Below are 26,427 nucleotides of genomic sequence, written 5' to 3' on the forward strand. Positions count from 1 at the left end.
GCGGCCCTAGCTCGAAGGCGCTTCCGGCGTCGGACAGGTGAAGGGCTTGCGCTTGCCCGAGTCGACTCCGCGGATGCGGTCGCTGAGCGGCAATGCGTCGCCATTCATGCGCCAGTCGTAGAGCACGCTGAAGGCCAGTACCCGAGCGACGTACTCGCGGGTTTCCTTGTAGCTGATCGTCTCGATCCAGAAATCCGGATCAAAGCCAGGCCGCTGCGACTGCCAGCGCGCGGTCGGCGTAGGGCCGGCGTTGTAGGCGGCGATCGCGACGTAGGGCTTTCCGTACTTGTCCTCCATCTGCCGCAGGTAAGCGGTGCCCAGCGCGATGTTGGTATCGGCGTCGTACAGGCTGTCGGCGCCGCCCCAGGGCAGTCCGATGCGGCGCGCGGTATCGGCGCCGGTGCCGGGCAGCAGCTGCATCAGGCCCATCGCGTTGGCAGGCGAGCGCGCATTCGGATTGAACACGCTTTCGGCGCGTATTTCCGCGGCCACCCACGCCGGGTCGAGGCCGTGCTTCGCGGCTTCGCGACGGATCGTCGCGTCGTGGTGCAGAGGAAAACGCAGCTGGTACAGGCGCAGTTCGTCGGGTTTGCTCTCGCCCTTGGCCTTGCCCAGTGCGAACACGGCACGGTCGAACCAGCCGTTGTCCTGCGCCACCGCGACCGCGGCGCGGCGCTGCCGGTCATCGAAGCGCGTCAGCGCGTCGTCCCATTCGCGTTGTGCCCATCCGGAGCGGCCGATGCGATACAGGGCCATGGCGCGGACGATGGCCGGATCGCGCGCGACGCCGGGCTTGGCCGAAGCATCGTCCGGCTGCCAAGGGCACAGCGCATACGGCAGGCCGATGCGATCGGCGGCCAGGAAGCCGTGGAAATCGGACTTGCGCGCCGCGGCGCGATACAGCGCCTGCGCGCCGGCCTTGTCACCGCCGAGCTCGGACAGCCGTGCCTCGAAATATTTCCAGCGCGAATTGTCGCGCTGCGCAGCGTCCATCCTGCGGATCGCGGCCAGCGCCGCCGGCCAGTCGCCGCGCGACATCGCCTCGCGCGCGCGCCATTCGTGCAGGCGCTCGTCGTAGGCCGAATCCGGCACCGCATCCAGGCGTCGCGCGGAATCCGGCTCGTACGAGGCCACCGTCCACAACGCAATCTGGTAAAGCACGCGCGCGCGCTCGGCCTGGTCGAGGCCGAGTGCGCTGGCGAATCGGGGTAACTGCATTTCGGCCGAAGCCGGATTCGATTTCGCCAGCTTGGCCAGGCCCTGCGACGCGACCATGCGGCTGCGCGGCGTCTTCGGCCAGTCGAGTGCGCGTTCGTGCACCTTTTCCATGAACGCGGCGTAGTCGTTTGCCAGCGTCGCTTCGTCGGCGGGCAGGCCGCGCGCCGCGGCGCGCATCACCGCCGGCTGCCATTCGGCGGCGGCCAGGTCGAAGCGTTCCCAGCGCAGTGCCGGCGACAGGCCGCCTTTCGCGGCCAGCGCCTCGAACACCGGCTCGCACGCGCCAGGCAATGATTTGCCGTTGCGCCAGATCGCCTGCGCGTCCCTGGTCCATTGCGCATCGCCGGCGCCGGTGGCCAGGCGTGCATTCAACTCCGCGCAACGCAGCGCGGTGTCCTTGATCGATGGCGACCACGCGGCGCGCAACGCGGACCAGTCCTTGCGGCGCGCGACCGCGGCCAGCCAGACCTCACGGAACGCGTCGGCCACGGCCTGGTCCTGGTAGCGCGACAGGAAAGCCTGCGCCTGTGCGGCCGGCAGCGTGTCGATATCGCGTCTCAGCGCGGCGTATTCGAGCCAGCCGTAAATGGGGTCGCGTTGCAGTTGCGCGGATTGCGAGGCGTCGAACTGGCCGCGCTCGGCGGCTTCGATCGCCGCGCGCATCCGTGCGTCGGAGGACTGCGCAGGGGCTGCGCCGGCGAAGGCCAATAGCATGGCTGCGAGTAGCATGCGGGGTTTGGGCATGTGCATCGGCGGACTATAGCCGATGGTCCGTGAACCGGATTTCGCGGTTTCGTGTCGGAATTCATCGGTCTACGAAGAGGTTTTGATGGTGATGGAAGGCTTCTGGATGTTTCCGCTGCTCGGCGCGATTGCCGGCGTGCTCGCCGGCCTGCTCGGCATCGGCGGCGGCCTGGTGCTGGTGGCGGCGCTGGTGTGGTTGCTGCCGCTACATGGCGTGCCGAAGGACGCGGCGATGCATGCGGCACTGGCCAGTTCGATGGCCAGCATCGTGCTGACTGCGGCATCGTCGGCGTATGCGCATCATCGCCGCGGCAGCGTGCTGTGGCCGACGGTGGCGTGGATGGTGCCGGGACTGCTGCTGGGCGGCTGGTTGGGCAGCCTGTTCGCAGTGCAACTGGATGATCGCGCGTTGCGCATTTTCGTGGCGGGATATTGCTATCTGGCCGCCGCGCAACTGGTCTGGGGTGGAACAAGGGCCAATACCGGTGGCGACGCGACGCCGCAGGGCTTGCCGATGAGCGCGGCCGGCGTCGGCATCGGCGCGGTATCGGCCGTGGTCGGCATCGGTGGCGGCAGCATGACCGTGCCGCTGCTGGTATGGCGCGGCGTGGTGCCGGTGCGCGCGGTGGGCACCTCGTCGGCCTGCGGCATCGCCATCGCCGTCGGCAGCGCGCTGGGTTACGCCCTGCACGCGCCGGCCGGCGCATTGCCGGCGCACGCCATCGGATACGTGTACCTGCCAGCGGCGATCGGCGTGGCGATCACGTCGGTGCTGGCCGCGCCATTCGGCACCAGACTGGCGCATGCGATCAGCGGCAAGGCATTGAAGCGAGTGTTCGCCGCATTCCTGGCACTGATGGGCAGCAGCGTACTGTTTGGCGGTTGAGGCCCGGCTTCTTACTGGCTGCCAGCCTCGCTCATCCTGAGCTTGTCGAAGGACGACGCAAGTTCCCGACCCTGCGGGTCGGCTTTGACCAGCCTGCGGCTGTTGTAAAGCGCTTCCGCCCGCTGCCGCGTGTGGGTCGCTTTCTTTGCTGGCCCAAAGAAAGTAACCAAAGAAAGGGCCCGAAGCCGGCTTGGCTGCGTTGCACTCGATGGATGCTGATTCGGGGCCGCTTTCGTCGTTGCCGTGATTCTTGTTATCGCCTGAAATTTGATTGCAGCGTTGGCCGCCCTCCAAACCCTGCCGATTGCGTTGGCTTTAGCTGCGGCCACTAGCTGTTGGCTGCTGGCACGAACTGTCAGCGATCCGAGCACTCCATAGACCCGGAAAACGGCGGCCATGGATGGCCGCCGTTTTCCGACCGAGCCAGGCATGGCGAGTCGGAAAATCGCGAGCCACTCCTCTTGCCGGATTGATTTGTCGGGGAAGGGCCTTCTCTTTGGTTACTTTCTCTTGGCCCCATCCAGAGAAAGTGACCCGCACGCGTAGCGGGCGGAAGCTTTTTGAGATCAGCGCAACGCCGCCTCCGGCACATCCAGTTCCAACGACAATGCCAGATGATCCGACAGCGCTGCCGGAAACGCGCGCATGCCGGCGAGCCCCAGCGTGTCGGTCACCAGGATATGGTCGATCGCCCGTTGCGGGCGCCAGCTCGGGAATGTCAGCACGCAGGAAGCCGGTGGCTGCAGGCGCGTGTGGCGATATAGCGCCTGCATTTCCGGGCGATCGGGCAGGCAGTTGAAATCGCCCATCAGCACCGCGTTCTCGTGTCCCGACAGCAGTTCGGCGATATAGGCCAGCTGCGCGCGGCGCGACTGCGTGCCCAGCGACAGGTGCGCCACCGCTACTGTCAGGCCCTGGTCGCCATTGCCGAAGCGCGCCATCAGCACGCCGCGCCCGGAAATGCGGCCGGGGAGGGCGTAGTCGGTGACCTCGATCGGCTCGAGCTTGCTCAGCAGGCCGTTGGCGCTGGAGGCGACGTTGCCGACGCGGCGATTGGGCTGGTGGCTCCAGTAATCGAAGCCGCCGCGCTCGGCCAGGTAGTGGGTCTGGTTGGTGAAACCGGAGCGCCAGCTGCCCGGATCGCTTTCCTGCAGGCCCACGATGTCGTGGTCGCCAGCCAGTTGCGCGATCGCATCGAGCGCACCGCGCTTGTTGCCGGCCGGCAGCACGTGCGACCAGCTGCGCATGGCGTAATCGCTGTAGCGGCGCGTGCTGGAGCCGGCCTGTATGTTGGCGCTGAGCAGGCGCAGCCGGCGTTTTTCGTCCTGGCGCTCGATCGGCATGGCGGTCGCGTGCGTGCTCAGCGGCGCGCGGCGCGCTCCTTCGCGATCAGCTGGTCGGCGATGCGCAGCATGTCGTCGAAACTGTTGCCGAGCACGCGATAACGTCCGTTGACGACCAGGGTCGGCGTGCCCTGCAGGTCACTGGCGATGGCGAACTCGCGCGCCTGCCGGACCCTGGCTTCGACCGCCGGCGCCTGCATCGCGGCCGCGAATGCCGCGGGGCTCACGCCATACCGCGCATAGAACGCAGCGACTTCGTCGGGCGTGGCATTGCGCGGCAGGGTGATGTCGCTGTTCACCGCCTTGAACATGGCCTCGTGGGTACGCGCCAGCAGGCCCTTGTCCTGCGCGGCGTAGAACGCGCGCGCGAACGGATCGTCGAGATCGAACGCCGCCGGCACGTAGGTGAAGCGCACGTCGGTGGGCAGCTTGCGCTTCCAGGTGTCCAGGATCGGCTGGAACGTGGCGCAGTGGTGGCAGCTGTAGGCAAAGATCTCGACCACCTCGACCTTGCCGTCGGCGGGCCCGAACGGCCGGCCGTCGGCGATCTCCTCGTAGTCGACGCCGGGTACCAGCGCGGCGGCGCTGGCCTGGGCGAATACCAGCGCCGGCAGCAGCAGTGCGGCCAGCAGCGACCACAGGGTGAAGCGTCTGATCATGGTGTCGGGGCTCCGTGCGATGCGAGGGAACGAGGCGATCGGCTCAGCCGGCATTGGCCGCGGCGGTCTCGCGCGCGATCAGTACGTCGGCGATGCGCAGCATGTCGGGGAAGGTCTTGCCCTTCACCCGGTATTTGCCGTTGACGATGATCGTCGGCGTGCCTTCCAGGCCGGAACGCACCGCCCACTGTTTGGCGCGGTTGAGCTTGGCGTCGACCGCAAAGCTTTCCAGGGTGCTGGCGAACTGTTTCGGATCGACGCCGTGCTTGCCGTAGAACGCGGCGATGTCGGCGACCGAATCCTGGCCGCGTTCGCCCTTCAGGGTCTGGTCGATGTGGATGGCCTTGAACAGGTCGTCGTGGGTGCGCTCGACCAGGCCCAGGGTCTCGGCGGCGTAATAGGCCTTGGCGTAGTTGGTCCACGGGCCGCCGAAGGCCGCCGGAACGTAGGTGAAGCGCACGTTGGCCGGCAGCTTCGTCTTCCAGCCGTTGACCAGCGGCTGGAACTGCGCGCAGGCCGGGCACACGTAACCGAACACTTCGACCACCTCGACCTTGCCGTCGAGCGGAAGGAACGGCTGGCCGTTGGGGATCTCGATGTAATCGACGCCGGCTACCAGGCTGTCGCCGGAAGCTGGCGGCGTGTTGGCGACCGGGGCAGCGTCGGGGGTGGCCGAGGCGGCTTCGACTGGTGCGGCATCCGTTGCCGCCACGTCGGTTCCGGCCGGGACCGGGGCGTCGGCGGGCAGGGCCGGTTCACCGGCCGGCAGCGGTTCGTTGCTGGCGGCCGCGACGCTTTCGGCGGCGGCCGGTGTGGTGTCGGTGGCCGGCGTTTGCGGCTGGCACGCGATCAGCGGCAGCAGGGCGAGCAGCAGCAGGGCAAGGCGCTTGGTCATCGCTGGAAACTCCGTTGGATCGTCACGTCACGGACGAGGAATGTTATCGGTGCGCCGTGCCGGCTTTGCAACCGCAGCGCCCTGAATCAACCGCCGGCGGCGCTTTCGCGCGCGACCAGCTTGTCGACGGTGTCGAGCATCTTCTCGTAGCCGCCCTGGCCCGCGTCGATGCGGTATTTGCCGTTGACGATCATCATCGGCGTGCCGATCTGCGGCGCACCGGCGACTTCGCTGGCGGCCAGGAAACGGCGCGCCTGCTCGAGCCTGGCATCGACCTGCGCGCTGCGCATGGCGGCGGCGAAATCGGCGGCGTTGGCGCCGTGCAAGCCGTAGAACGCAGCGATCTGCTCGACCGATGCGTTCGGCGCCAGGCTGCGCTGGCCGTGGATCGCCTGGAACATCGCCATGTGGGTCCTGTCGGCCAGGCCGAGCGCCTCGGCGGCGAAGTAGCCGCGGGCAAAGTCGTCCCAGGGGCCGCCGAACGGCGCCGGCACGGATACGAAACGCGCGCTGTCGGGCAGCTTCGCCTTCCACGTGGTCAGCATCGGTTCGAAATGCGCGCAGTGCGGGCAGGGATAGCCGAACGCCTCGGCTACCTCGACCTTGCCTTCCACCGGCGCGAAAGGCTGGCCGTTGGGAATCTCGATGTAGTCGACGCCGGCCACCGGCGTGCCGGGACTGGCGATGGCGTCAGCCGCGGCGGGCGTGGCGCCTGCGGCGGTGTCGGGCGTGGGAGGTGCCGACCGGTTGCAGGCCGCCAGCGGCAGCAGCAACACTAGCAGCAGGGCGAGGCGCTTGGTCATCGACGGCACTCCGGGTTTTTGCAGGTCTGGATAAAGAAACGCCGGCCACAAGGGTGGGCCGGCGGTCTGAGCAAGGACACTGAAAACTTCGACCGGATCCGGCCGGACAAGTTCACAGGCCGGCGATTATGAAGACTTGGCGGGTGCCTGCGGCGTCGCGCCGCCGGCCGGGGCTGCGGGTGCGGCGGCCTTGGCCGCGGCCACGTCGGCGGCGCTGGCTTCGTCGGCCCGCGGATGCAGGCCCTGCAGGTAGCTGCCCAGCGACTGGATTTCCTCGTCGGTCAGCGACTTGGCGACCGCCGCCATGATATGGAAATCGCCGGGGTCGGCCAGCGTGGTGACGCCGGTGCGGTACTCCTCCAGCCGCCGCGCCGTGTACCAGGCCTGCTGGCCACCGATGTGCGGATAGGCCGGACCGGGGTTGCCTGCGCCGGCCGGACCGTGGCACGCCATGCACGCGGGAATGCCGCGCTCGGCGTCGCCGCTGCGGAACAGGCGGGCGCCGACCTCGTAGAACTTCATGCCGGTATTGGGACCAGCGGCGATCACGCTGTCGTCGGCGATGCCGGCGCCGCTTTTCTGCGCGGCGAAATGGGCACCGAGGTCGCGCATGTCCTGCGCGCTCAGCGGCGCGGCGAACGGCTGCATGATGGCGTTGACGCGCTGCCCGCTCTTGAACAGCGCCAGCTGCTTGGCGATGTAGCGCTCGCTCTGGCCGGCGATGCGCGGGTAGATCTTCGGGTCGGCGGTGGCGTTGCCGTCCAGGCCATGGCAGGCGGCGCAGGCGCCGGCCAGCATCGCGCCTTTCTTGGGATCGCCCCACTTGGCCTTGGCCAGGTCGGACACGGCATTCGCGTCGATCGGCGTGGCCTGTACCGGCGCGTTGTCCGGCAAGGGCGTGACCGTGGTCTGGGCGAAGGCGACCGCAGCCACGGCCACGAGGGCCAGGGCGGCGATGCCGTAGACGCGAGCTTGGCGCATGCTGCAGGGCTCCGAAACGCGGGAACGGCCGCTGCGGGGCGGCCATAGAGACGCAGAATTATCGTCGTCGGCCGCGGGACGGTCAATGAAACGGCCGATCCGTGGGCTTCGCTGCGCTTCCGACGGAAGAAAAGCGCCGGCATGCGAAGCTATGCCGATGGCCAATCCCTTCGTCCGCGCCCAATACCTGCTCGCCGCCCACAACCACCGGCAACTGCCGCCGGATGGCGGCTTCGAAGTCGCCTTCGCCGGCCGCTCCAACGCCGGCAAGTCCAGCGCGCTGAACGCGCTGTGCCAGCAGAACGCGCTGGCGCGGGTGTCCAAGACTCCGGGGCGGACCCAGCAGCTGGTGTATTTCGCGCTGCCGCCGTACGAGGACCGCTTCCTCGTCGACCTGCCCGGCTACGGCTTCGCCAAGGTGCCCAAGGACCTGCAGGCGCACTGGCAGGCCTTCCTCGACGGCTGGTTCGGCAGCCGCGACGCGCTGAAGGGGCTGGTGGTGGTGATGGACATCCGCCATCCGCTCAAGGACTACGACCGGCAGATGATCGGCTACGCGGTGAATCGCGGCCTGCCCGCGCATGCGCTGCTGACCAAGGCCGACAAGCTCGGCCGCGGTGCGGCGGGCAACGTGCTGCAGGCGGTGCGCAAGGAATTGTCCGGCGCCTACGGCGATACCGTCAGCGTGCAGACGTTCTCTGGTGAATCGAAGCTGGGCGTGGACGAGGCGCGCGAAGTGGTCGCGCGCTGGCTGGAGCTCTGACGACTACAGCGTGCCGCTGCGTGTGATTTCCCCGCGGCGGTCATAGCTGCGGCGCGTGTCGAGGACGCCGTCGTGGTCGCTGTCGATCTCGCCGTCGACCGGAATGCCGTGCTTATAACGGATCTGTTTGCTGACGCGGCCTTGATCGTCGAGCCACTGCTCGCTGTAGAGCACGCCGGAGATCGCGTCGGACCGGTAGTCGACCCGGCCATCGCCATCGTCGTCGGACTCGCCGCTCTGCCATTGGCCATGCAGGTAGCGGCTGGTGCTTTCCATGCGACCGTCGAAGTCGTTGTCGGATTGCCCGCGGCTGGGGCTGCCGTTGCGGTCGTACCAGATGACCTCGTCGATGCGGCCATCATGGTTGCGGTCGTTCTCGTAACGTGCGAGCACGTTGCCGGAATAGAAGAAATGCTCCTCCGGCCTGCCATCGCCGTCGTAATCGAGCATGCTCACCGACGCGGACTGGCGCAGGCCGGCCCATGTCAATCCGCCGCCTACAGCCGCGCCGAGCAGGCCGACGGCGAGCACGCGTCCAAAGTTGCTCATGCCGGCAGCGGCTGGCCGTGCTTCAGCGCGCTCGTCCGCACTACCGGCCACGTCGTCATCGTCATCGTCGGCAAAGGCAGCGCTGCTGCTGTTCCACGCGTCGATGATCGCGCGGGCACGTCGCACGTCTGCGGCATCCACGCACACCTGCATCATGCCGTTGACGGGAATGTCGCCGAGCCCGCCCTGCAGGTATTCGCCGCGTATGTAACTGGCGAGGCCTTCCTGCTCCAGCAGGTTCTTGACCAGGTACGCATCCGTCGAATGCGCGGCGTCGTAAACGGGAACCATCATGTCCTGCCAGTGAGATTGTCGCGGTTCGCGATTATTGCCCGTGCCGCCGATGTCACGCGCACCGGCAGAACACTGGCGCTTCACGCCAGCAACGCCGGGCACGAGGGCGCAGGGCTATAGTGCGCGGGTTGCGATCCGCGGCAGTGCCCGCATATCGCCCAACTCTTCTGCGAGCGGCCCGCATGTCCAGCCCCAGCAACGCCAGCGACAGCCCCATCACCGGCAAGGCGCAGCTGGTCGACTACATCGCCTCCGGCGGCAGACCGAAAGAAGACTGGCGCATCGGTACCGAACACGAGAAGTTCGGTTTCCGCTTCGACGACCTGCGCCCGCCGACCTTCGATGGCGAGCGCGGCATCGAAGCCCTGCTGAAAGGCCTGACGCGTTTCGGCTGGCAAGCCGTCGACGAGCACGGCCGCACCATCGCGCTGCTCAAGGACGGCGCCTCGGTGACGCTGGAGCCGGCCGGCCAGCTGGAACTGTCCGGCGCGATGCTGGAGAACATCCATCAGACCTGCAGCGAAGTCGACGGGCACCTGAAGGAAGTCAAGACCGTCGCCGACGAGTTGCAGCTCGGTTTCCTCGGCATGGGCTTTCAGCCGAAGTGGCGGCGCGAGGACATGCCATGGATGCCGAAAGGCCGCTACAGGATCATGCGCGAGTACATGCCCAAGGTCGGCCAGCTCGGACTGGACATGATGACGCGCACCTGCACCGTGCAGGTCAACCTCGACTTCGCCGACGAAGCGGACATGGTGAAGAAGTTCCGCGTGTCGCTGGCGCTGCAGCCGATCGCCACCGCCTTGTTCGCCGATTCACCGTTCACCGAAGGCAAGCCCAACGGCTATCTGTCGTACCGCTCGCACATCTGGACCGACACCGACGCCGATCGCACCGGCATGCTCGACTTCGTGTTCGAGGACGGCTTCGGCTACGAGCGTTACGTCGACTACCTGCTCGACGTGCCGATGTACTTCAGTTACCGCAACGACGAATACGTCGACTTGTCCGGGCAGTCGTTCCGCCGCTTCATGGATGGCAAGCTGGCCGCGTTGCCCGGCGCCGTGCCGACGCTGCGCGACTGGTCCGACCACATGACCACAGCGTTTCCCGAGGTGCGCATGAAGAAGTTCCTGGAGATGCGCGGTGCCGACGGCGGTCCATGGAACCGGCTGTGCGCACTGCCCGCGTTCTGGGTGGGCCTGCTGTACGACGATGCCGCGCTCGATGCCGCCTGGGACCTGGTCAGGGATTTCTCCATTGAAGAGCGCCACGCGCTGCGCGACGGCGTGCCCAGGCACGCCTTGAAACTGCCGTTCCGCAACGGCACGGTGCGCGATCTTGCGCTTGCGGCGCTGAAGATTTCCGCCGCCGGGCTGCAGCGGCGCGCACGCCGCAACGGCAACGGCGCCGATGAAAGCATTTTCCTGGCACCGTTGATCGAATTCGCCGACGCCAACGAGACGCCGGCCGAGCGCAAGCTGGCGTTGTTCAATGGCGAATGGGGCGGCAGTGTCGATCCGGTGTTCCGCGAGTTCGCGTACTGAAAGTGGTTCCAGGGCACAAGGCGACGTACCGTTTCTGTTGAAACAGTCCTTTGTTTTTTCTTGTTTCACCCGTGTCAAAAAAGCGCTCTCGCGCCTCCCCGGCTCGTGTAGTCTTGGGCCATGAATGCTCTGAACGGGGCTTCGGGCCCGCTACGCGAAATCGAATTCTCCGAGACCGACGCACTGCTGCGCGATGACGTGCGCCGGCTCGGCGCGATGGTCGGCGACATGCTCGCCGAACAGGTGTCGCCGGCCCTGCTCGAGCAGGTCGAATCGGTACGGCGAATGGCCATCGCCCGGCGCGAGAACGGCGAGCCCATCGATGCCCTGGCGCAGCGATTGGCGCAGGTGCCGCTGCAGGATGCCGATGCGCTGGTACGCGCCTTCGCCGCCTATTTCGGCGCGACCAACCTGGCCGAACGCGTGCACCGCATCCGCCGCCGCCGCGACCACCAGCGCGCCGGCGATGCGCCGCAGCCTGGCGGACTGGAAGCGGTGTTGCGCGAACTGCGCGATGGTGGCGTATCGTTCGAGGAATTCGCCGCGTTCCTGCCGCGGCTGTGGGTGCAGCCGGTATTCACCGCGCATCCGACCGAAGTCGTGCGCCGCGCCCTGCTGGAGAAGGAGCATTCGATCGTCGAACGGCTGATCGCCGACATCGACCGCGAGCGCACGCCGCCGGAGCGTCGCGCCGACCAGGCGCGGATCCGGCTGGCGCTGACGTCCGCCTGGCAGACCTCCGAGGCGCCGCCGGAAAAGCCGACCGTCATCGATGAGGTCGAGCACGTCGGTTTCTATCTCGCGCACGTGCTGTTCCGCGCCCTGCCGGTGTATTACGAGGCCTTTGCCGACGCCGTGGAAACGGTCTACGGGCAGCGCATCGAACTGCCGCAGGTGCTGCGTTTCGGCACATGGGTGGGCGGCGACATGGATGGCAATCCCAATGTCGGTGCCGACACGATCCGCGCCGCACTGGACGCGCAACGACTGCAGGCGCTGGCGCAGTATCGCGCCGACCTGCGCGCGCTGGCCAGCGTGCTGACCCAGTCGCTGAGCCGTGTCGGCGTCGACGACGCGATCTTCGCCCGCATCGACGAATACGGCCGGCAACTGCCCAAGGCCGTCGCCGGATTCAAGCCGCGTCTGGCCGACATGCCGTACCGGCACCTGCTCGACCTGATGGGCGCGAAGCTGACGGCCACCGGTGCGCGACGCGAACACGGCTATGCCGACGCGGAAGCCTTCATCGCCGACCTGGAACTGATCGATGCCAGCCTGGTGGCACACCGCGGCGAGCATGCCGGCCGTTTCGCGCTGCAGCGCGTGTTGTGGCGCGCACGTACGTTCGGCTTCCACCTGGCCGCGCTCGATCTGCGCCAGGATTCGGCGGTGCACGAAGAGGCATTGGGCCTGCTGACCGGCGACGCGGAATGGGCGTCGCTGCCGCTGGCCACGCGGGTCGCGCGGCTGCACGAGCTGATCGTTGCGCCTGCCTTGCCAGCCATGCCGGCGGATGGCGTCGCCCGCTCCACGCTCGACGTGTTCGGTGCGGTGCAGGACGTGCGGCGCACGCAGGGCGCGCACGCGATCGGCCTGTACATCATCAGCATGAGCCGCAGTGCCGCCGATGCATTGGCGGTGCTGGCCCTGGCGCGCATCGCCGGCTGCGTCGAGGCGGATGCGGTGCCGCTGGATGTCGCGCCGCTGTTCGAAACCGTCGCCGACCTGGAAGCGGCGCCCGCCGTCATGCGCGCGCTGTTCGAGGATCCGGTCTATCGCCGTCATCTGGCTGCGCGCGGTAATCGCCAGACGGTGATGCTCGGTTATTCCGACAGCGCAAAGGACGGTGGCCTGCTCGCCTCGCGCTGGGCGCTGCAGCGCGCGCAGGTCGAGTTGCGCGCATTGGCGGAGCAGGCGGGCGTGCGGCTGGTGTTCTTCCATGGGCGCGGTGGATCGGTCAGCCGCGGCGGCGGCAAGACCGAACGCGCGATCAATGCCGCGCCGCGCGGCACGGTGGATGGCCACCTGCGCGCGACCGAGCAGGGCGAGGTGATCCATCGCAAGTACGGCATCCGCGCCTTGGCGCTGCGCAACCTGGAGCAGACCACCGGCGCGGTGCTGCGCGCCAGCCTGCGACCGCGCAAGCCCGATTCGCGCGAACCTGCGTGGCGCGAGGCCGCCGCCGAACTCGCTGCAGTGTCGCGCGCGCATTACCGTGCGCTGGTGCATGAGCGCGACGATTTCAGCGACTATTTCCGCGCGGCCACGCCGATCGACGTGATCGAGCGTTTGCACATCGGTTCGCGTCCGTCGCGTCGTCGCGACGGCGGCATCCGCAACCTGCGCGCGATCCCGTGGGTGTTCGCGTGGTCGCAGAACCGTTCCGGACTGACCGCGTGGTATGGCGTCGGCCAGGCGCTGGCGCAGGGCATCGATCGTTACGGACTGGCGGCGATGGCGGAAATGACGCGCGACTGGCCGTTCTTCCAGACCATGCTCGACGATGTCGAGATGACGCTGGCCAAGTCCGACCTGGACATCTTCGAACGCTATTCGCAGTTGTCCGATGCGCATGCGGTGTTCTATCCGGACATCGCCGCGGAGTTCGAGCGCACGCGCGGCGCCATCCGCGCGATCCGCGGCGAGCAGGACCTGCTGAGCCACGACCCGCGGCTGCGGTTGTCGATCCGGCTGCGCAATCCCTATGTCGATCCGATCAGCCTGCTGCAGGTGGAACTGCTGCGGCGCTGGCGCGCCTCCGACCGTAGCGACGAGGACGTGCTGCGCGCCCTGCTGATCACGGTGAACGGCATCGCCGCCGGCATCCAGAACACAGGTTGATGTTCTGCTCTTGTGGGAGCAGCTTCCAGCCGCGAGCTCTTCGAGTCGCGACGATCCTGCAAAAGCTCGCGGCTGGAAGCCGCTCCCACGAGTCGCTGTCGCGATCAGTAGCTTGGCAACTTCGTTTTCAAAGCCGCGAAGCGGTCAACGGCGTATCCGACCACTGCCACGCGTCCTGGTAGCGGCGCTCGGTCTGCCGCGCTGTCTTCGGATTGCCCAGCTTGCGCTGCGCCTTCGCCAGGCCGTACAGCGACCAGCCGTTCTTCGGATAGGTCGACAGGTCCTGCGCGTAGATCCGCGCGGCTTCGCGCGGTTGTCCGGCATCGAGCAGCGCCGCCCCCAGGTAATGACGAACCGGCAGCGGCCAGTCGGACGGTTCGTTATAGGCGAGGGCATCTTCGGCCTTTGCCGCATCGCGCAGGCGTGCGATCCCGGTCTTGCGCTGGCCCTTGGCGAGCGCCAGTTCGCCCTGCAGCATCGGCACCGCGACCGCCAGCACCTGGCCGGCATGGTTGATCGCGCCGACCACCACGTCCTTCATCGCCGGATCGGCGGCAATTCCCTGCAGCGCCTCCAGTTCCACCTGCGCTTTCTGCTTTTCGCCGCCGCGCACGAACGCCATGCCGCGGGAGAAATGCCAGATGGCGCGCGGATAGGGCAGGTCGGCCGGTGGTGCCGTCTGCGCCAGGATCTGCGGCCACTGCCCGAAACGCACCTGGGTCAACAGCGGCATCACCAGGTACTGCTGCATGAAAGTGAGTGACTCCAGCTGCTTGGGGTCGGCGCGCTGCGCGGTTTGTTGCGCCGCATTGAGCGCCAGTTCGCGCGAGCCGTGCAGGCCGGCGCTCATCGTCGCGAAATGCCAGTTGTGCGGCACGTAGCCCAAGGGATAGATGCCGTTGCTGCCGCCGCATACGGCCAGGAACGCGGCGTCCGCGGTGCTGGCCGCGAAATTGGTCAGCGTGGCATCGTGGTAACGGCCGGTGCGGATGTAGATGTGCGCCGGCATGTGCACCAGATGCCCGGAGCCCGGCGCGAGTCCGGCGAGGGCGTCGGCGTAGGGCTCGGCACGCTGCGGCGTGCGCGAGGCTTCGACCGCGTGGATGTAATAGTGGATCGCGCCGAGGTGTCGCGGATTGCGCTTGAGAACGCCTTCGAGCGTGGCAACGATCTCGCGCGTGCGTCCCACCGGTTTGCCGCCCTTGTCCCAGTACGCCCAGGGCGACAGGTCCATCAGTGCTTCCGCATACAGCGCGGCGACATCGTCGTCGTCCGGAAAACGCCGCGCCACGTCGGCCATCGCTTCGGCATAGGCCTCGTCCAGTGGCTTGCGGTCGGTCGGCGGCGATTCCGAATAGCGCTTGGCCAGCGCTTCGATCAGGGCACGATCGGCCGGACGCGCGGCGTCGGCCAGCAGCAGCGCTTCGGCACTCAGCCGCGCCGCCGGCACGACCGCGTCGGCGGGCATCGGCATGTTGATGTTCGGCCCCAGCACCAGCGCCTGGCCCCACAGGCAGATCGCGCAATCCGGATCGAGCCGTGCGGCTTCCGCGAACGCGCGGCCCGCCGCTTCGTGGTTGAAGCCATACGCCAGGCGCAGGCCCTGGTCGAAATAGCGTTGCGCCGCCGGAACCTTGCTGCCGATGTCGCGGTGCAGGTCGCCGAAGTCCTCGAACAGCGCCGGCGCGGGCGTCGACGCCGATTCGCGGGACTCGGGGGCCTTGCACGTGGCCAGCGACAGCATCAGTGACACTGCGATCAATAGCGCGCGGATCATGTCGACCTCTCGTACGGGCGATGGCCCTGCGTCAGCAACAACGTCAGGCGTGGCCGCCGGCGGACAGGCATTGACGCAAGTTGAAGGCACCGCGTCCATAATTGCGGCCTGATCATCGGAGAACATCATGAAATCACGCGCCGCTGTCGCCTTCGCCGCGGGCCAGCCCCTGCAGATCGTCGAGATCGACGTCGCTCCACCGAAGGCGGGCGAAGTACTGGTCAGGATCATCGCGACCGGGGTCTGCCACACCGATGCGTTCACGCTCAGCGGCGACGATCCGGAGGGCCTGTTCCCGGCGGTGCTGGGCCATGAAGGTGGCGGCGTGGTGGTCGAAGTCGGCGAGGGCGTGACCAGCGTCAAGCCCGGCGACCACGTGATTCCGCTGTACACGGCCGAATGCCGCCAGTGCAAGTTCTGCCTGTCCGGCAAGACCAACCTGTGCCAGGCGGTGCGCGCCACGCAGGGCAAGGGATTGATGCCCGACGGCACCACGCGCTTCTCATACGAAGGCCAGCCGATCCATCACTACATGGGCTGCAGTACCTTCAGCGAATACACGGTGGTGCCGGAAATCTCGCTGGCCGTGGTCAATCCCGAAGCGCCGCTGGAAAAGGTCTGCCTGCTCGGCTGCGGCGTCACGACCGGCATCGGCGCCGTGCACAACACCGCCAAGGTGAAACCGGGCGACAGCGTCGCGGTGTTCGGGCTCGGCGGCATCGGCCTGGCCGTCATCCAGGGCGCGGTGCAGGCGAAAGCCGGTCGCATCATCGGCGTGGACACCAACCCCGGCAAGTTCGAGCTGGCCAGGTCGATGGGCGCGACCGACTGCGTCGACCCGCGCGATCACGACAAGCCGATCCAGGACGTGATCGTCGAGATGACCGACGGCGGCGTCGATTTCAGCTTCGAGTGCATCGGCAACGTCAAGGTGATGCGCGCGGCACTGGAGTGCTGCCACAAGGGTTGGGGCGAGAGTGTCATCATCGGCGTTGCCGGCGCGGGGCAGGAAATCAGCACGCGGCCGTTCCAGCTGGTGACCGGCCGCGTCTGGCGCGGCTCGGCATTCGGCGGCGTCAAGGGCCGCACGCAGTTGCCTGGCATGGTCGAACAGGCGATGACCGGCGAGATCGACCTCGATCCCTTCATTACCCATACCCTGCCGCTGGAGCGGATCAACGAGGCCTTCGAGTTGATGCACGAAGGCAAGTCGATACGAACCGTGATTCGATATTAGGAATTCGTGATTCGTAGAGGCGAATTGTGCCCGTACCCCCGCTACCCACTACCCGCGCGATGGAACTGATCGAACAACACACCTGCTTTGGCGGTCGCCAGGAAGTCTGGAGGCACCGGTCCGGCGTACTCGACTGCGAGATGCGATTCGCCGTCTATCTGCCGCCGCAGGCGCGGCAGCGCAGGTTGCCGGTGCTGTACTGGTTGTCGGGACTGACCTGCAGCGAGCAGAACTTCATCACCAAGGCCGGTGCGCAGCGCCATGCCGCCGAGCATGGCGTGATTCTGGTCGCGCCGGATACGAGTCCGCGCGGCGACGGCGTGGCCAACGACGAGGCCTACGACCTCGGCCAGGGCGCGGGTTTCTACGTCAATGCGACGCAGGCGCCATGGTCGTCGCACTTCCGCATGTACGACTACGTGGTCGATGAACTGCCACGCCTGGTCGAAGCGCATTTCCCGGCCGACGACCGGCGCTCGATCAGCGGACATTCGATGGGCGGCCATGGCGCGCTGGTCGTCGCGCTGCGGAATCCCGGACGCTACCGCAGCGCCTCGGCGTTTTCGCCGATCGTGGCGCCGTCGCAGGTGGCGTGGGGCGAGAAGGCGTTTGCGGCCTATCTCGGCGACGATCGCGAGGCCTGGAAGGCCTACGATGCGGTCGAGCTGCTACGCACGGCGCCTGAAAAGCTGCCCTTGCTGGTCGACCAGGGCGATGCCGACGAGTTCCTCGAATCGCAGCTCCGGCCGGAGCTGCTGCGTGCCGCCGCCGAAGTCGCGGGCCATCCGCTGCAGCTGCGGATGCAACCCGGCTACGACCACAGCTACTACTTCATCGGCAGTTTCATCGGCGAGCACATCGCGCATCACGCGGCTGCCTTGCGGTAGTCGCGGTTGATGCTCCTCAGGGCTACGCCGCTGAAACGTCGCGCAGTTCCCAGGCGCTACCGGCGAGCAGGCGCAGCCGGTGCTTGAACACCGCGCCGGGAATCGACGTGGTCGCGATCAGGTCGATGTGCAGGTCGTCCTGCTTGCCGATCACGGTAGCGGCCGGATCGGTGGCGCCGAGTGCGGCGTCGACATTGTCGGGATCGTCCTGCGTGGCACGCCAGCGTTCGAACAGTCCGTCGCTGCGCAGGGCGTCCTGCAGTTCCTGGGCGAAGCCCTCGGCGCCGTGCGAGGTGAACGACAGCGGCGTGCCGCCGCGTGCCTTCTGCGGGTCGGGCAGGCTGATGTAGTAGCGGGTGGCCATGCGGCGTCTCGAAAGGGGATGCTGCCAATCTAGCGCGCCTGCGTTAGCGCGGCGTCATCGCGGCGGACCGTCATTCGAAACGATGCGGCTCCGCGGCGAACCCGACCACCACCGCGCCCTTGCCGACGTTGACCATGCCGGTCAGGCTCATCACGCTCTCGAACACCTCGACGTTCTGCTCGGCACAGATCTCGCGCAGCTGCGTGTAACCGGGCAGGGCCCGCATCTCGTCGAGTTCGCCGCCGTAGCACAGCGTCAGCGTCGGGGTCATCAACCCGGCGCGCACGCGGGCGCCTGCGAACTCGAACATCTTCTGCGCCGCCGGCTCGAAGCCCTTGATCTTGGCGACCGGGCCGGTATCGCCGCGATAGCCGTGCAGCACCGGCTTGATGTCCAGCGCGGTGCCCAGCGCCGCGCTGAAAAGGCTGACGCTGCGGTCGCCCTTCATCCGCGCGCGGGTGCGGATGTAGTACAGGTCGCGCGGAATCAGGTAACCGTGGGTATGCATCGCCAGGTGTTCCAGGCGCGCGCGGATCTTGGCCGCGCCTTCGCCGGCCGCGCGCAGGCGTACCGCTTCGACCGGCAGGATGCCTTGCGCGCTGAACAGGTTCTGGGTGTCGACCACGCGTAGCGCGAACGGCGTGGCATTGCCGGCGGCGGCGCGGATCGCGCGGTATTCGTTGAGGATGGCGAAGCTGGCCTGCTGCGCGTTCTCGTAGATCGGGCTGCGCGTGCGGGTGATGGTCATGCAGAACACGTAGTCGTAATCGATGATCAGGCGCTGCAGGAACAGGTCGCGGATCTGTTCGACGGTGAACGGCAGGGTTTCGGCATTGGCGCCACGCTCTGCGACATGCGAACGCAGGAAATCCAGGGTGACGCGCGGATCGCGGTAATCAATCTGTTCGGCATCGTCGATGCGCACCGTGATCGGCAGGATCGCGATGTCGTGGCTGTCGAGGAAACTCTTGGGCAGATCGCAGGCCGAGTCGACGACGAGTCCGATACGCATGTGGGTTTTCCCTGGAAGTGCGACGAAGCTACCAGAAATCACCCGCCGATCCGTGCTGCGTCGCGGAAGCCCGCGTTCAGTTTCGCTGCACGCCCACCGGCAGGCGGTCGATGCGCCGCATCTCGGGATCGTCGAGCAGGCCAGGGTCGCGCAGCACGGCCAGCGCGAAATCGTGGACGTCGTTGCCCCAGAACAGCGTGCCGTCGATCGCCAGCGTCGGCACGCCGAACACGCCGGCGGCGAGCGCGGCGTCGGTGTTGGCACGCAGCGCCGCCTTGACCGCATCGCTGGACAGTTGCTCAGGCGCCACGCCCAGCGCCTGCATCACCGGCTGCAAGGCCGCCGCACTGTCGCCGGCCTGGCCCTGTGCCCAGATCCAGTCGTAGATCGCGGTGATCGCCGCGGGTGTATTGCCGGCGGCGATGCACAGGCGCAGTGCCGGGATCGGGTTGAACGGATGTGCCGGCGGCGCACGCAGCGCGACGCCTTCGCGTCGCGCCTGCCACAGCACGTGGCGGTAGGTGAATTCGCGCTTGCCGGAAATCTCGGCCGGGCCTTTCTGGCCGTGCGCGTCGAGGATGGCGGCGAACAGGATCGGTACCGGCACCACCTCGCGCTCGGCCATCAGCGCACGCACTTTCGGCCAGTGCAGATAAGCAAATGGCGAGATGAAATCGAAGTACCAGGCGATGCTCATCGGCGGTCCGATCGCATCAGTGCCACAGGCCGAGAATCAGCCCGTACAGCGCGAACTGCAGCGTGTGGTAGCCGCCGTCGATCAGCCACAGCTTCAGCGAGCGGCCGGCGAACAGGTAGTTGATGCCGAAGCTCGTCGCCACCCAGCACAGGCCTGCCGCGACACCGGCCGTCAACGCGAATTCCAGCGGCGGTTCCGGCCCGAGGAACACGGCGAATGCGGCGGCGGCGATCAGGCTCAGCACGAAGGCGCCGCCGAAGATGCGCGCCGGATGCCCGTTTGACTGGTGCATGTCGATACCGGCTTCGTGGCACCATGCGTTCTTGAACAAGGGCCCGTACCAGATCCCGCCCAGCACGAACGCCGACACGGCCGCTGCCAGCACCGCCCAATGGTTGATGCCATCCATCCTCGCCTCCCGGCAGTGTCGATCCCCGTCGTCGAGCTTACGCCAGCGCCATGTCTGAGGTCAGCGCACGCTCGCTGGATAGGCCCGCGGCAGGTCGCCAGCCTCGGCGGACGGCGCCTCGCGCAGGTAGCGGTCGCGCAGTTCGGTCTGGCGGCTGCGCATCGGCATCGCCCGCCCGCCCAGCCAGACCTGTTGCGCCAGGCTGCCCAGTTCCAGCGGGTCGCCGCTCCATAGCACCAGATCGGCGAGCTTGCCCGGCGCGATGCTGCCGAGGCGGTCGCCGACGCCGAGCGCCTCCGCCGGCACGCGGGTCAGACCGGCCAGGCCGTCTTCCCACGGCAGGCCGTTGGCAACGGCATTGCCGGCCAACTGCCGCAGCTTGCGTGCCTGGTGCGAATCGCCGAGGGTGAAGCCGACGGTGACGTTGGCCGCGCGCAACCTGGCCGCGTTCTCGAGCGTTGCGTTGATCTGGTCGAAATCCGACGGCAGGTTGGTCAGGGGATTGACGAATACCGGCACGCGCGCGGCGGCCAGTTCCGGCGCCAGCTTCCAGGCCTCGGCGCCGCCGGCGATGGCGATGCGCACGTCGTGGCGCTGCGACCAGCGCAGGAGCTGGCGGATGTCCGCGGCGCGGTTGACGCTGACTATCACGCGCCCGCCGCCGCCGAGGTAACGCGCCAGCGTGCTGCGTCCGGCCGGCGTCAGCAGCGCCATGTGCGAATCCTGCGGAATGCGCCCGCGCACTTCGTCGATCAGTTGGTCCAGCAACATCCATTGCGCCGCACGCGAACTGCCGGTGAGCCCGGCGCCATCGCTGCCCAGCTGCACGAACAGCACGCGCGGGCCGGTCGGATCGGGACTGCCGTCCAGGCGCATCACCGCGCCCTGGCCGCCGATGATCGAACCGCCGGCGGCGCTGCCAGCGCCGAGCAGGGTGAAGCCGATGCCTTCCACGCGCGCGACCGGCAGCAACACCGAGTCGGGGTTGTAGGCCAGGGTCACGTCGAATTCCGGTCGCACCACCATGTCCTTGGCGTTCTGGCCCAGCGCCAGCGAGCTGTCGGTGGTGGCGTCCTCGCCGGAGACCTCGTCGATGCCGATCTCGGTGATGCCGCCGAACAGCGCCGGCGTCAGCGACTTGCCCTGCGCGTCGATCACCTGCGCAGTGCCGGCGGCAAGCGCGCTGCCGACCGCGGCGATCCTGCCGTTGCGGACCAGCACGTCGGTGTTCTGCAGCGTGCCGCGCGCGGTGGCGGTGTGGACGGTGGCGTTGCGGATCAGCAGGTCCTGTGCAAACGCGGATACCGGCATGCATGCCAGCGCAAGGACGAGAACGATGCCCAGCCCCCGTTCCGCTGCGCGGCGAGGGAAAAACCGGCGGCTCACAGCACACCTCCGATCGCACCATCCTGCCCCAGCATGAAATCCGACTTCGGTTGCCGCGAAGCATCGTTGCGGTCGTACACGCGCGCTCCATCCACGTAGACCTGCTCGGCATGCGCGTAGACGCTGAAGGGATTGCCGTTCCACAGCACCACGTCGGCCATCTTGCCCGCCTCCAGCGTGCCGGTCTGTCCGTCGATGCCCATCGCCTTGGCCGGATTGGCGGTCAGCCACAGGATCGCGTGTTCGGGCGTGATCTCGATGCCGGCGCGTTTGGCATTCGCCATTGCCTTGGCGGCTTCCTGGTTGAGGCGCTGGATGCCTTCCTCGGAATCGGAGTGCACGATCGCGCAGCCGTTCTTCGGCCGGTCGACCAGCGCGATGTTTTCCTGGATGCCGTCGAAGGCTTCCATCTTGAAGCCCCACCAGTCGGCCCACAGCGCGCCGCACACGCCTTCGGCGGCGAGCCGGTCGGCGATCTTGTAGGCCTCCACGCCGTGGTGGAACGCGGCGACCTTGAAGCCGAACTCCCTGGCCAGATCGAGCATCGTGGTCATCTCGTCGGCGCGATAGCAGTGGATGTGCACCTTGATGTCGCCGTTGATCGCAGCGGCCAGCGTGTCCAGCTTGAGGTCGCGCTTGCCGTTGTCCTTGTCGCCTTCACTCTCGCCGCCGGACTTGTTCTTCTTCAGGTATTCGGCGGCATCGATGAACGCGGCGCGATAGCCGGCGACGTTGGCCATGCGCGTCGCCGGGCCGCCCTTCTGCCCGTACACGCGCTTGGGGTTTTCGCCGCAGGCCATCTTCATGCCCCACGGCGCGTCGGGAAATTTCATGCCCTGGTAGGACGTCGACGGCACGTTCTTCAAGGTCACGCCGCGGCCGCCAACCAGGTTTGCCGAACCTGGCAGCACCTGCAGCGTGGTGATGCCGCCGGCCATCGCGGCGAGGAAGCCGGGATCCTGCGGCCACACCGAGTGTTCGGCCCACACATTCGCCGTGACCGGGCCGGTCATCTCGTTGCCGTCGCTGTGCGCGCTGACGCCGGGGCTGGGATACACGCCCAGGTGCGAGTGGATGTCGATCAGGCCCGGCGTCACCCATTTGCCGCGGCCATCGACGCGGGTGGCGTCGGCGGACGCGGGCAGGTTGCTGCCGATCGCTTCTATCCTGCCGCCGCGCAGCAGCACATCGGCGCCTTCGAGGCGTTCACCGGTGCCGGTGAGGATGGTCGCGCCGGAAATCAGCACCGGCGCCGCGGTGATCGGCCGGTAGGTGCTGGGGTACGGGTCGTCGGTGAAACGCGATCTGGCGGCCGCATCCGGTTGACTGCCCGTACCGGTATGCGCGCAGCCGACGAGGAGGACCGTGCCGAGCACGGCGATCAAAGGTTTGAGCATGGCGATGCATCCCCTGCAGCGAACCGGAACCGTAGCCCGCGGCGGCGTCGCTGCCAAGCATGACGATGGTCATGGACGACGTGACAGAATGGAGCGCACTGGAGGACGCATGAAAGAGAAACAACAGATCGTCGACAACTGGCTGCCGCGTTATACCGGCGTGCCGCTGGATGGCTTCGGTGAACACATCCTGCTGACCAATTTTGGTGGCTACCTCGGCCACTTCAGCCGTCTGACCGGCGCCGAAGTCGTCGGCATCGATCGGCCGATGCCCAGCGCCACCGCCGACGGCATCACCATGATCAACTTCGGCATGGGCAGCCCCAACGCGGCGACGCTGATGGACCTGCTGTCCGCGATCGCGCCCAAGGCGGTGCTGTTCCTGGGCAAGTGCGGCGGGCTGAAGAAGAAGAATTCGCTGGGCGACCTGATCCTGCCGATCGCCGCGATCCGCGGCGAAGGCACCTCCGACGACTACCTGCCGCCGCAGGTGCCGGCGCTGCCGGCGTTCGCGCTGCAGCGCGCGGTCTCGACCATGATCCGCGACCTCGGCCACGATTACTGGACCGGCACCGTCTACACCACCAACCGCCGCGTCTGGGAGCACGACGACGCCTTCAAGGAGCGGTTGCGGGTGATGCGCTGCATGGCCATCGACATGGAAACGGCGACGATCTTCGCCGCCGGTTTCGCCAACCGCATTCCCTGCGGCGCGCTGCTGCTGGTCTCCGACCAGCCGATGATTCCCGAAGGCGTCAAGACCGAAGCCAGCGATGCCAGGGTCAGCGCGGAATTCGTCGAGCGGCACATCCAGGTCGGCATCGAGGCGCTGCGGCTGATCCGTCGACACGGCAAGTCGGTGCGGCACCTGCGCTTCGATGAATAACGAGATGAGTAGTGCCGTAGCCGCCGAGGTGGAGGATGGCGTCGACATCCGGCGTTGCCTGCCGGGCGACGAGGCGCGCTTGTCGGCGGTGGGCGGCGCGACCTTCCTCGACACGTTCGCAGGCGTGCTGGCGGGCGACGACATCCTCGGGCATTGCGAACGGCAGCATGCGGTGCAGCGCTATGCCGCATGGCTGGCGGATCCACACTGCGCGTTGTGGCTGGCGGAAGCGCGTCCCGGCAATGCGCCGATCGGCTTCGCGATGCTGTCGCCGCCGGACCTGCCGAGCGTGCCGACGCAGGCCGGCGACGTCGAGCTCAAGCGGATCTACCTGCTGCATCGCTTCCACGGCGGCGGCCATGGCGCACGCCTGATGCAGGCGGCCATTGGCGAGGCGCGTGTGCGTGGCGCCGGGCGCCTGCTGCTCGGCGTTTATGCGAAGAACGAACGTGCGCTGGCGTTCTATGCGCGCAAGGGATTTGTGCCGATCGGCGAACGGCGCTTCCGCGTCGGCGACAACGAATACGAGGACCGCATCCTCGCCCTGGATCTTGTCGCCGCCTAGGCGGGCTTGAGCCCGCCCTGCCTGCTGCCGCACGCGCAGAGTCGATGCAGCCGGTTGGCGTATGCTCCGCACTTTCGGCCAGAGGAGAGATGCATGGCAGTCCAGACCTATTCCGGCAGTTGTCATTGCGGCAACGTCCGTTTCGAAGCCGACATCGATCTCGCCGAAGGCAGCGGCAAGTGCAACTGCTCGATCTGCAGCAAGACGCGCAACTGGAGCGTCAGCGTCAAGCCGGAGGGCTTCCGCCTGCTCAGCGACGAACAGGCAACGACGGACTACCAGTTCAATACCCAGTCGGTGCACTGGCCGTTCTGCAGGACCTGCGGCGTGCGTGCCTACGGCCATGGCGATATTCCCGAAGTCGGCGGCAAGTTCGTGTCCATCAGCGTGGCCTGCCTCGACGACGTCACGCCCGAGCAGAAGGCCGCGCTGGCGGTGCGTTATGCCGACGGCGGCAACAACAACTGGTGGAATGAACCCAGCGACGCCGAGAAGCAGTACCTGTAACGGGGAGTCCGGATTGCGAGATTGGATGATGAAGGTTACGCCCGCCGAGGTGATCGGCTTCTGGCGCGAAGCCGGCTACGGGAAATGGTTCGCACGCAACGAGGCTTTCGATGCCGACCTGCGCGGACGCTTTGAGGCCGCGCACTTCGCCGCATCGCGTCGTGAACTGGAAGCCTGGATGGACAGTGCCGAAGGCGCGCTGGCGCTGTTGATCCTGCTGGACCAGTTTCCGCGCAACTGCTTTCGCGGCAGCGGGCACGCATACGCGACCGATCCGCTGGCGCGGCATTACGCCGGCCGCGCGATCGCGGCGGGCTTCGACATGGCGATCGAACCGGAATTACGGGTGTTCTGCTACCTGCCGTTCGAGCATTCCGAAGACATGGCCGACCAGCAGCGTTCGGTGGAGCTGGCGCGCGGCCTGGACGAGGGCTTCATGAAATACGCGATCGCCCATCGCGACGTGATCGCCCGATTCGGGCGTTTCCCGCATCGCAATCGCGAGCTGGGACGGCTCAGCACCGCTGAAGAGCAGGCCTATCTCGATGCCGGCGGCGGCTTCTGAGCGCGCGACGGAGTAACGTACTGAGCAGGGCTGCAGGCTCGCCAGAAAATTGCCTGCGTAAGTGCCCGTCGTAGCGTGCGCTGCGCGCACGAATCGCGATATCACCTCGTTCGGATACCCACAGTTCCAAAACGCGTTGGCGGCCTGCTCAATAGCGCGGCAGCGACGCATCCACGTCGTTCGCCCAGGCGTCGATACCGCCTTCGACGTTGTAGACGTCGCTGAAGCCGAGTCCACGGAAGTGTTCCGCAGCCTGCGCACTGCGGCCGCCGTGATGGCAGAGGAACGCCAGCGCGGTGTTCTTCGGCAGTGCGCGCAGGCGTTCGATGCCGTCGCCATCGAGCGTTTCGAATGCCACCGCGACGGCCGCCTGCGCGCGCTCGTCCGGCGGGCGCACGTCGACCAGGGTTAGCGAGCCGTCGGCGATGCGCGCATTCGCCTCGCCCGGCGACAACGCGCGCACGGGGCTTGGCGCATTCGGATTGTCGATCACCAGGCCACGGCCGCGTGCATCGTCGGCCCAGTCGATGGTCAGGCCATCGGCGCGACGCGCACCGGCCACGTCGAACTGCACGCGCACGCCTTCGACTTCGGCGGTGACCGCGTTGGGATCGTCCTGCGCCAGCTGCAGGCGGGTACGGAAGTTCTTGTCGATCTCCAGCTTCACCACCACCTCGCCGCCGGCATCGTCGATGGCGTCGCGCAGCATCTTGGCCGCGGCCGGTGTGAGGTTGATGACCGGCGGGGTGCGGTCCGGCGGTGGCAGGCCCAGCGCGCCATGCAATTCACCGCTGTTGGCCATCTGCTCGATGATGTCGCTGCCGCCGACCAGTTGCCCGTCGATGTACAGCTGCGGGATGGTCGGCCAGTCGCCGTAGGCCTTGATGCCTTCGCGGATCTCGTCGTCGGCCAGTACGTCGCTGTGCGCGTAGTCGACGCCGAGCGCATCCAGCGCACCCACGGCCTTGGCCGAGAAACCGCATTGCGGCGCGGCCGGCGAGCCTTTCATGAACAGCACGACGCGGTTGGATTGCAGCAGCGTCTCGATGCGTTGGCGCAGGGCGGGGTCGAGGGCCATCTTGGCGATCCGGCTCGGGGAAACCGCATTTTACGCCTCCGCCTGCTTCCCCGCTCACATCGCTTTCGCGGCGATCGCGTCGGTGGAGAGGGCGCGAGTGAAACCCACTCGGGCGACTTCGGCCTGCATGGCATCAT

The 26,427-nt window shown here is 67.4% G+C and carries 26 protein-coding genes; 10 read left to right on the top strand and 16 right to left on the bottom strand.

What is annotated here, in order from left to right:
* Positions 1–6: 6 nt before the first annotated feature.
* Positions 7–1,947, bottom strand: coding sequence for a transglycosylase SLT domain-containing protein (locus tag IP90_RS00860; RefSeq protein ID WP_242007435.1), 1,941 nt, complete (start codon positions 1,945–1,947; stop codon positions 7–9).
* Between the two features lie 121 nt (positions 1,948–2,068).
* Between IP90_RS00860 and IP90_RS00865 the strand changes: the two genes are divergently transcribed.
* A complete protein-coding gene (locus tag IP90_RS00865) occupies positions 2,069–2,848 on the top strand; it encodes a sulfite exporter TauE/SafE family protein (protein WP_144898145.1) in 780 nt (259 codons plus the stop codon).
* 11 nt (positions 2,849–2,859) lie between these two features.
* On the opposite strand, the gene IP90_RS00870 is transcribed toward IP90_RS00865, so the two are convergent.
* From IP90_RS00870 to IP90_RS00895, 6 genes are all read right to left on the bottom strand, one after another.
* Positions 2,860–3,246, bottom strand: coding sequence for a hypothetical protein (locus IP90_RS00870; protein ID WP_144897704.1), 387 nt, complete (start codon positions 3,244–3,246; stop codon positions 2,860–2,862).
* Positions 3,247–3,414: 168 nt separating this feature from the next.
* Positions 3,415–4,191 carry an endonuclease/exonuclease/phosphatase family protein gene (locus tag IP90_RS00875; protein WP_144897707.1) on the bottom strand — a complete coding sequence of 259 codons (777 nt, stop codon included), beginning with the start codon at positions 4,189–4,191 and terminating at the stop codon, positions 3,415–3,417.
* A 17-nt stretch (positions 4,192–4,208) separates the two neighbouring features.
* Positions 4,209–4,850, bottom strand: a complete 642-nt coding sequence (locus tag IP90_RS00880) for a thiol:disulfide interchange protein DsbA/DsbL (RefSeq protein WP_144897708.1) — start codon at positions 4,848–4,850, stop codon at positions 4,209–4,211.
* Between the two features lie 43 nt (positions 4,851–4,893).
* Positions 4,894–5,745, bottom strand: coding sequence for a thiol:disulfide interchange protein DsbA/DsbL (locus tag IP90_RS00885; protein WP_144897710.1), 852 nt, complete (start codon positions 5,743–5,745; stop codon positions 4,894–4,896).
* Positions 5,746–5,831: 86 nt separating this feature from the next.
* Complete coding sequence (locus tag IP90_RS00890; protein WP_144897712.1) at positions 5,832–6,548, bottom strand: thiol:disulfide interchange protein DsbA/DsbL; 717 nt, start codon at positions 6,546–6,548, stop codon at positions 5,832–5,834.
* A gap of 126 nt (positions 6,549–6,674) precedes the next feature.
* Positions 6,675–7,529: a c-type cytochrome gene (locus tag IP90_RS00895; RefSeq protein ID WP_144897713.1), complete on the bottom strand. Its 855-nt coding sequence runs from the start codon at positions 7,527–7,529 to the stop codon at positions 6,675–6,677.
* A gap of 157 nt (positions 7,530–7,686) precedes the next feature.
* On the opposite strand from IP90_RS00895, the gene yihA reads away from it, so the two are divergent.
* The gene (gene yihA, locus IP90_RS00900; protein ID WP_144897715.1) at positions 7,687–8,292 is read left to right on the top strand and encodes a ribosome biogenesis GTP-binding protein YihA/YsxC; all 606 of its coding nucleotides are present in this window, start codon (positions 7,687–7,689) and stop codon (positions 8,290–8,292) included.
* Positions 8,293–8,295: 3 nt separating this feature from the next.
* Here the strand turns inward: yihA and IP90_RS00905 are convergent, their stop codons facing one another.
* Positions 8,296–9,135, bottom strand: coding sequence for a putative signal transducing protein (locus IP90_RS00905; protein ID WP_144897717.1), 840 nt, complete (start codon positions 9,133–9,135; stop codon positions 8,296–8,298).
* A gap of 182 nt (positions 9,136–9,317) precedes the next feature.
* Between IP90_RS00905 and IP90_RS00910 the strand changes: the two genes are divergently transcribed.
* Positions 9,318–10,682: a glutamate--cysteine ligase gene (locus IP90_RS00910; RefSeq protein WP_144897718.1), complete on the top strand. Its 1,365-nt coding sequence runs from the start codon at positions 9,318–9,320 to the stop codon at positions 10,680–10,682.
* A 120-nt stretch (positions 10,683–10,802) separates the two neighbouring features.
* Positions 10,803–13,523: a phosphoenolpyruvate carboxylase gene (ppc, locus tag IP90_RS00915; RefSeq protein WP_144897720.1), complete on the top strand. Its 2,721-nt coding sequence runs from the start codon at positions 10,803–10,805 to the stop codon at positions 13,521–13,523.
* 127 nt (positions 13,524–13,650) lie between these two features.
* Here the strand turns inward: ppc and IP90_RS00920 are convergent, their stop codons facing one another.
* Positions 13,651–15,300, bottom strand: coding sequence for a tetratricopeptide repeat protein (locus IP90_RS00920; protein ID WP_242007436.1), 1,650 nt, complete (start codon positions 15,298–15,300; stop codon positions 13,651–13,653).
* 127 nt (positions 15,301–15,427) lie between these two features.
* Between IP90_RS00920 and IP90_RS00925 the strand changes: the two genes are divergently transcribed.
* Positions 15,428–16,537 carry an S-(hydroxymethyl)glutathione dehydrogenase/class III alcohol dehydrogenase gene (locus IP90_RS00925; protein ID WP_144897722.1) on the top strand — a complete coding sequence of 370 codons (1,110 nt, stop codon included), beginning with the start codon at positions 15,428–15,430 and terminating at the stop codon, positions 16,535–16,537.
* 59 nt (positions 16,538–16,596) lie between these two features.
* Positions 16,597–17,424 (top strand): S-formylglutathione hydrolase, encoded by an 828-nt coding sequence (fghA, locus tag IP90_RS00930; RefSeq protein WP_144897724.1) that lies wholly within the window; start codon positions 16,597–16,599, stop codon positions 17,422–17,424.
* 22 nt (positions 17,425–17,446) lie between these two features.
* Here the strand turns inward: fghA and IP90_RS00935 are convergent, their stop codons facing one another.
* The 6 genes from IP90_RS00935 to IP90_RS00960 form a co-directional block, all read right to left on the bottom strand.
* Entirely contained in the window at positions 17,447–17,788 is a 342-nt protein-coding gene (locus IP90_RS00935; protein WP_144897726.1) for a hypothetical protein, read from the bottom strand.
* A 70-nt stretch (positions 17,789–17,858) separates the two neighbouring features.
* Positions 17,859–18,800, bottom strand: a complete 942-nt coding sequence (locus IP90_RS00940) for a DegV family protein (RefSeq protein WP_144897727.1) — start codon at positions 18,798–18,800, stop codon at positions 17,859–17,861.
* A 76-nt stretch (positions 18,801–18,876) separates the two neighbouring features.
* A complete protein-coding gene (locus IP90_RS00945; protein ID WP_144897729.1) occupies positions 18,877–19,497 on the bottom strand; it encodes a 2-hydroxychromene-2-carboxylate isomerase in 621 nt (206 codons plus the stop codon).
* Positions 19,498–19,513: 16 nt separating this feature from the next.
* Positions 19,514–19,906 (bottom strand): DUF1761 domain-containing protein, encoded by a 393-nt coding sequence (locus IP90_RS00950; RefSeq protein ID WP_144897731.1) that lies wholly within the window; start codon positions 19,904–19,906, stop codon positions 19,514–19,516.
* Positions 19,907–19,966: 60 nt separating this feature from the next.
* Positions 19,967–21,217, bottom strand: coding sequence for an amidohydrolase family protein (locus IP90_RS00955; RefSeq protein WP_144897733.1), 1,251 nt, complete (start codon positions 21,215–21,217; stop codon positions 19,967–19,969).
* Between the two features lie 71 nt (positions 21,218–21,288).
* Complete coding sequence (locus IP90_RS00960) at positions 21,289–22,689, bottom strand: amidohydrolase (protein ID WP_144897734.1); 1,401 nt, start codon at positions 22,687–22,689, stop codon at positions 21,289–21,291.
* A gap of 109 nt (positions 22,690–22,798) precedes the next feature.
* Between IP90_RS00960 and IP90_RS00965 the strand changes: the two genes are divergently transcribed.
* The 4 genes from IP90_RS00965 (at position 22,799) to IP90_RS00980 (ending at position 25,212) form a co-directional block, all read left to right on the top strand.
* On the top strand, positions 22,799–23,575 hold the full coding sequence (locus IP90_RS00965) for an AMP nucleosidase (protein ID WP_144897736.1): 777 nt from the start codon (positions 22,799–22,801) through the stop codon (positions 23,573–23,575).
* Between the two features lie 4 nt (positions 23,576–23,579).
* A complete protein-coding gene (locus IP90_RS00970; protein ID WP_144897738.1) occupies positions 23,580–24,140 on the top strand; it encodes a GNAT family N-acetyltransferase in 561 nt (186 codons plus the stop codon).
* 93 nt (positions 24,141–24,233) lie between these two features.
* Positions 24,234–24,647 carry a GFA family protein gene (locus IP90_RS00975; RefSeq protein ID WP_144897740.1) on the top strand — a complete coding sequence of 138 codons (414 nt, stop codon included), beginning with the start codon at positions 24,234–24,236 and terminating at the stop codon, positions 24,645–24,647.
* Positions 24,648–24,675: 28 nt separating this feature from the next.
* Complete coding sequence (locus tag IP90_RS00980; RefSeq protein ID WP_199753363.1) at positions 24,676–25,212, top strand: DUF924 family protein; 537 nt, start codon at positions 24,676–24,678, stop codon at positions 25,210–25,212.
* 148 nt (positions 25,213–25,360) lie between these two features.
* Here the strand turns inward: IP90_RS00980 and grxD are convergent, their stop codons facing one another.
* The gene (gene grxD / locus IP90_RS00985; protein ID WP_144897744.1) at positions 25,361–26,290 is read right to left on the bottom strand and encodes a Grx4 family monothiol glutaredoxin; all 930 of its coding nucleotides are present in this window, start codon (positions 26,288–26,290) and stop codon (positions 25,361–25,363) included.
* Positions 26,291–26,427 lie beyond the last annotated feature (137 nt).

This window comes from Luteimonas cucumeris, from assembly GCF_007830035.1.
Classification (GTDB): Bacteria; Pseudomonadota; Gammaproteobacteria; order Xanthomonadales; family Xanthomonadaceae; genus Luteimonas_C; species Luteimonas_C cucumeris.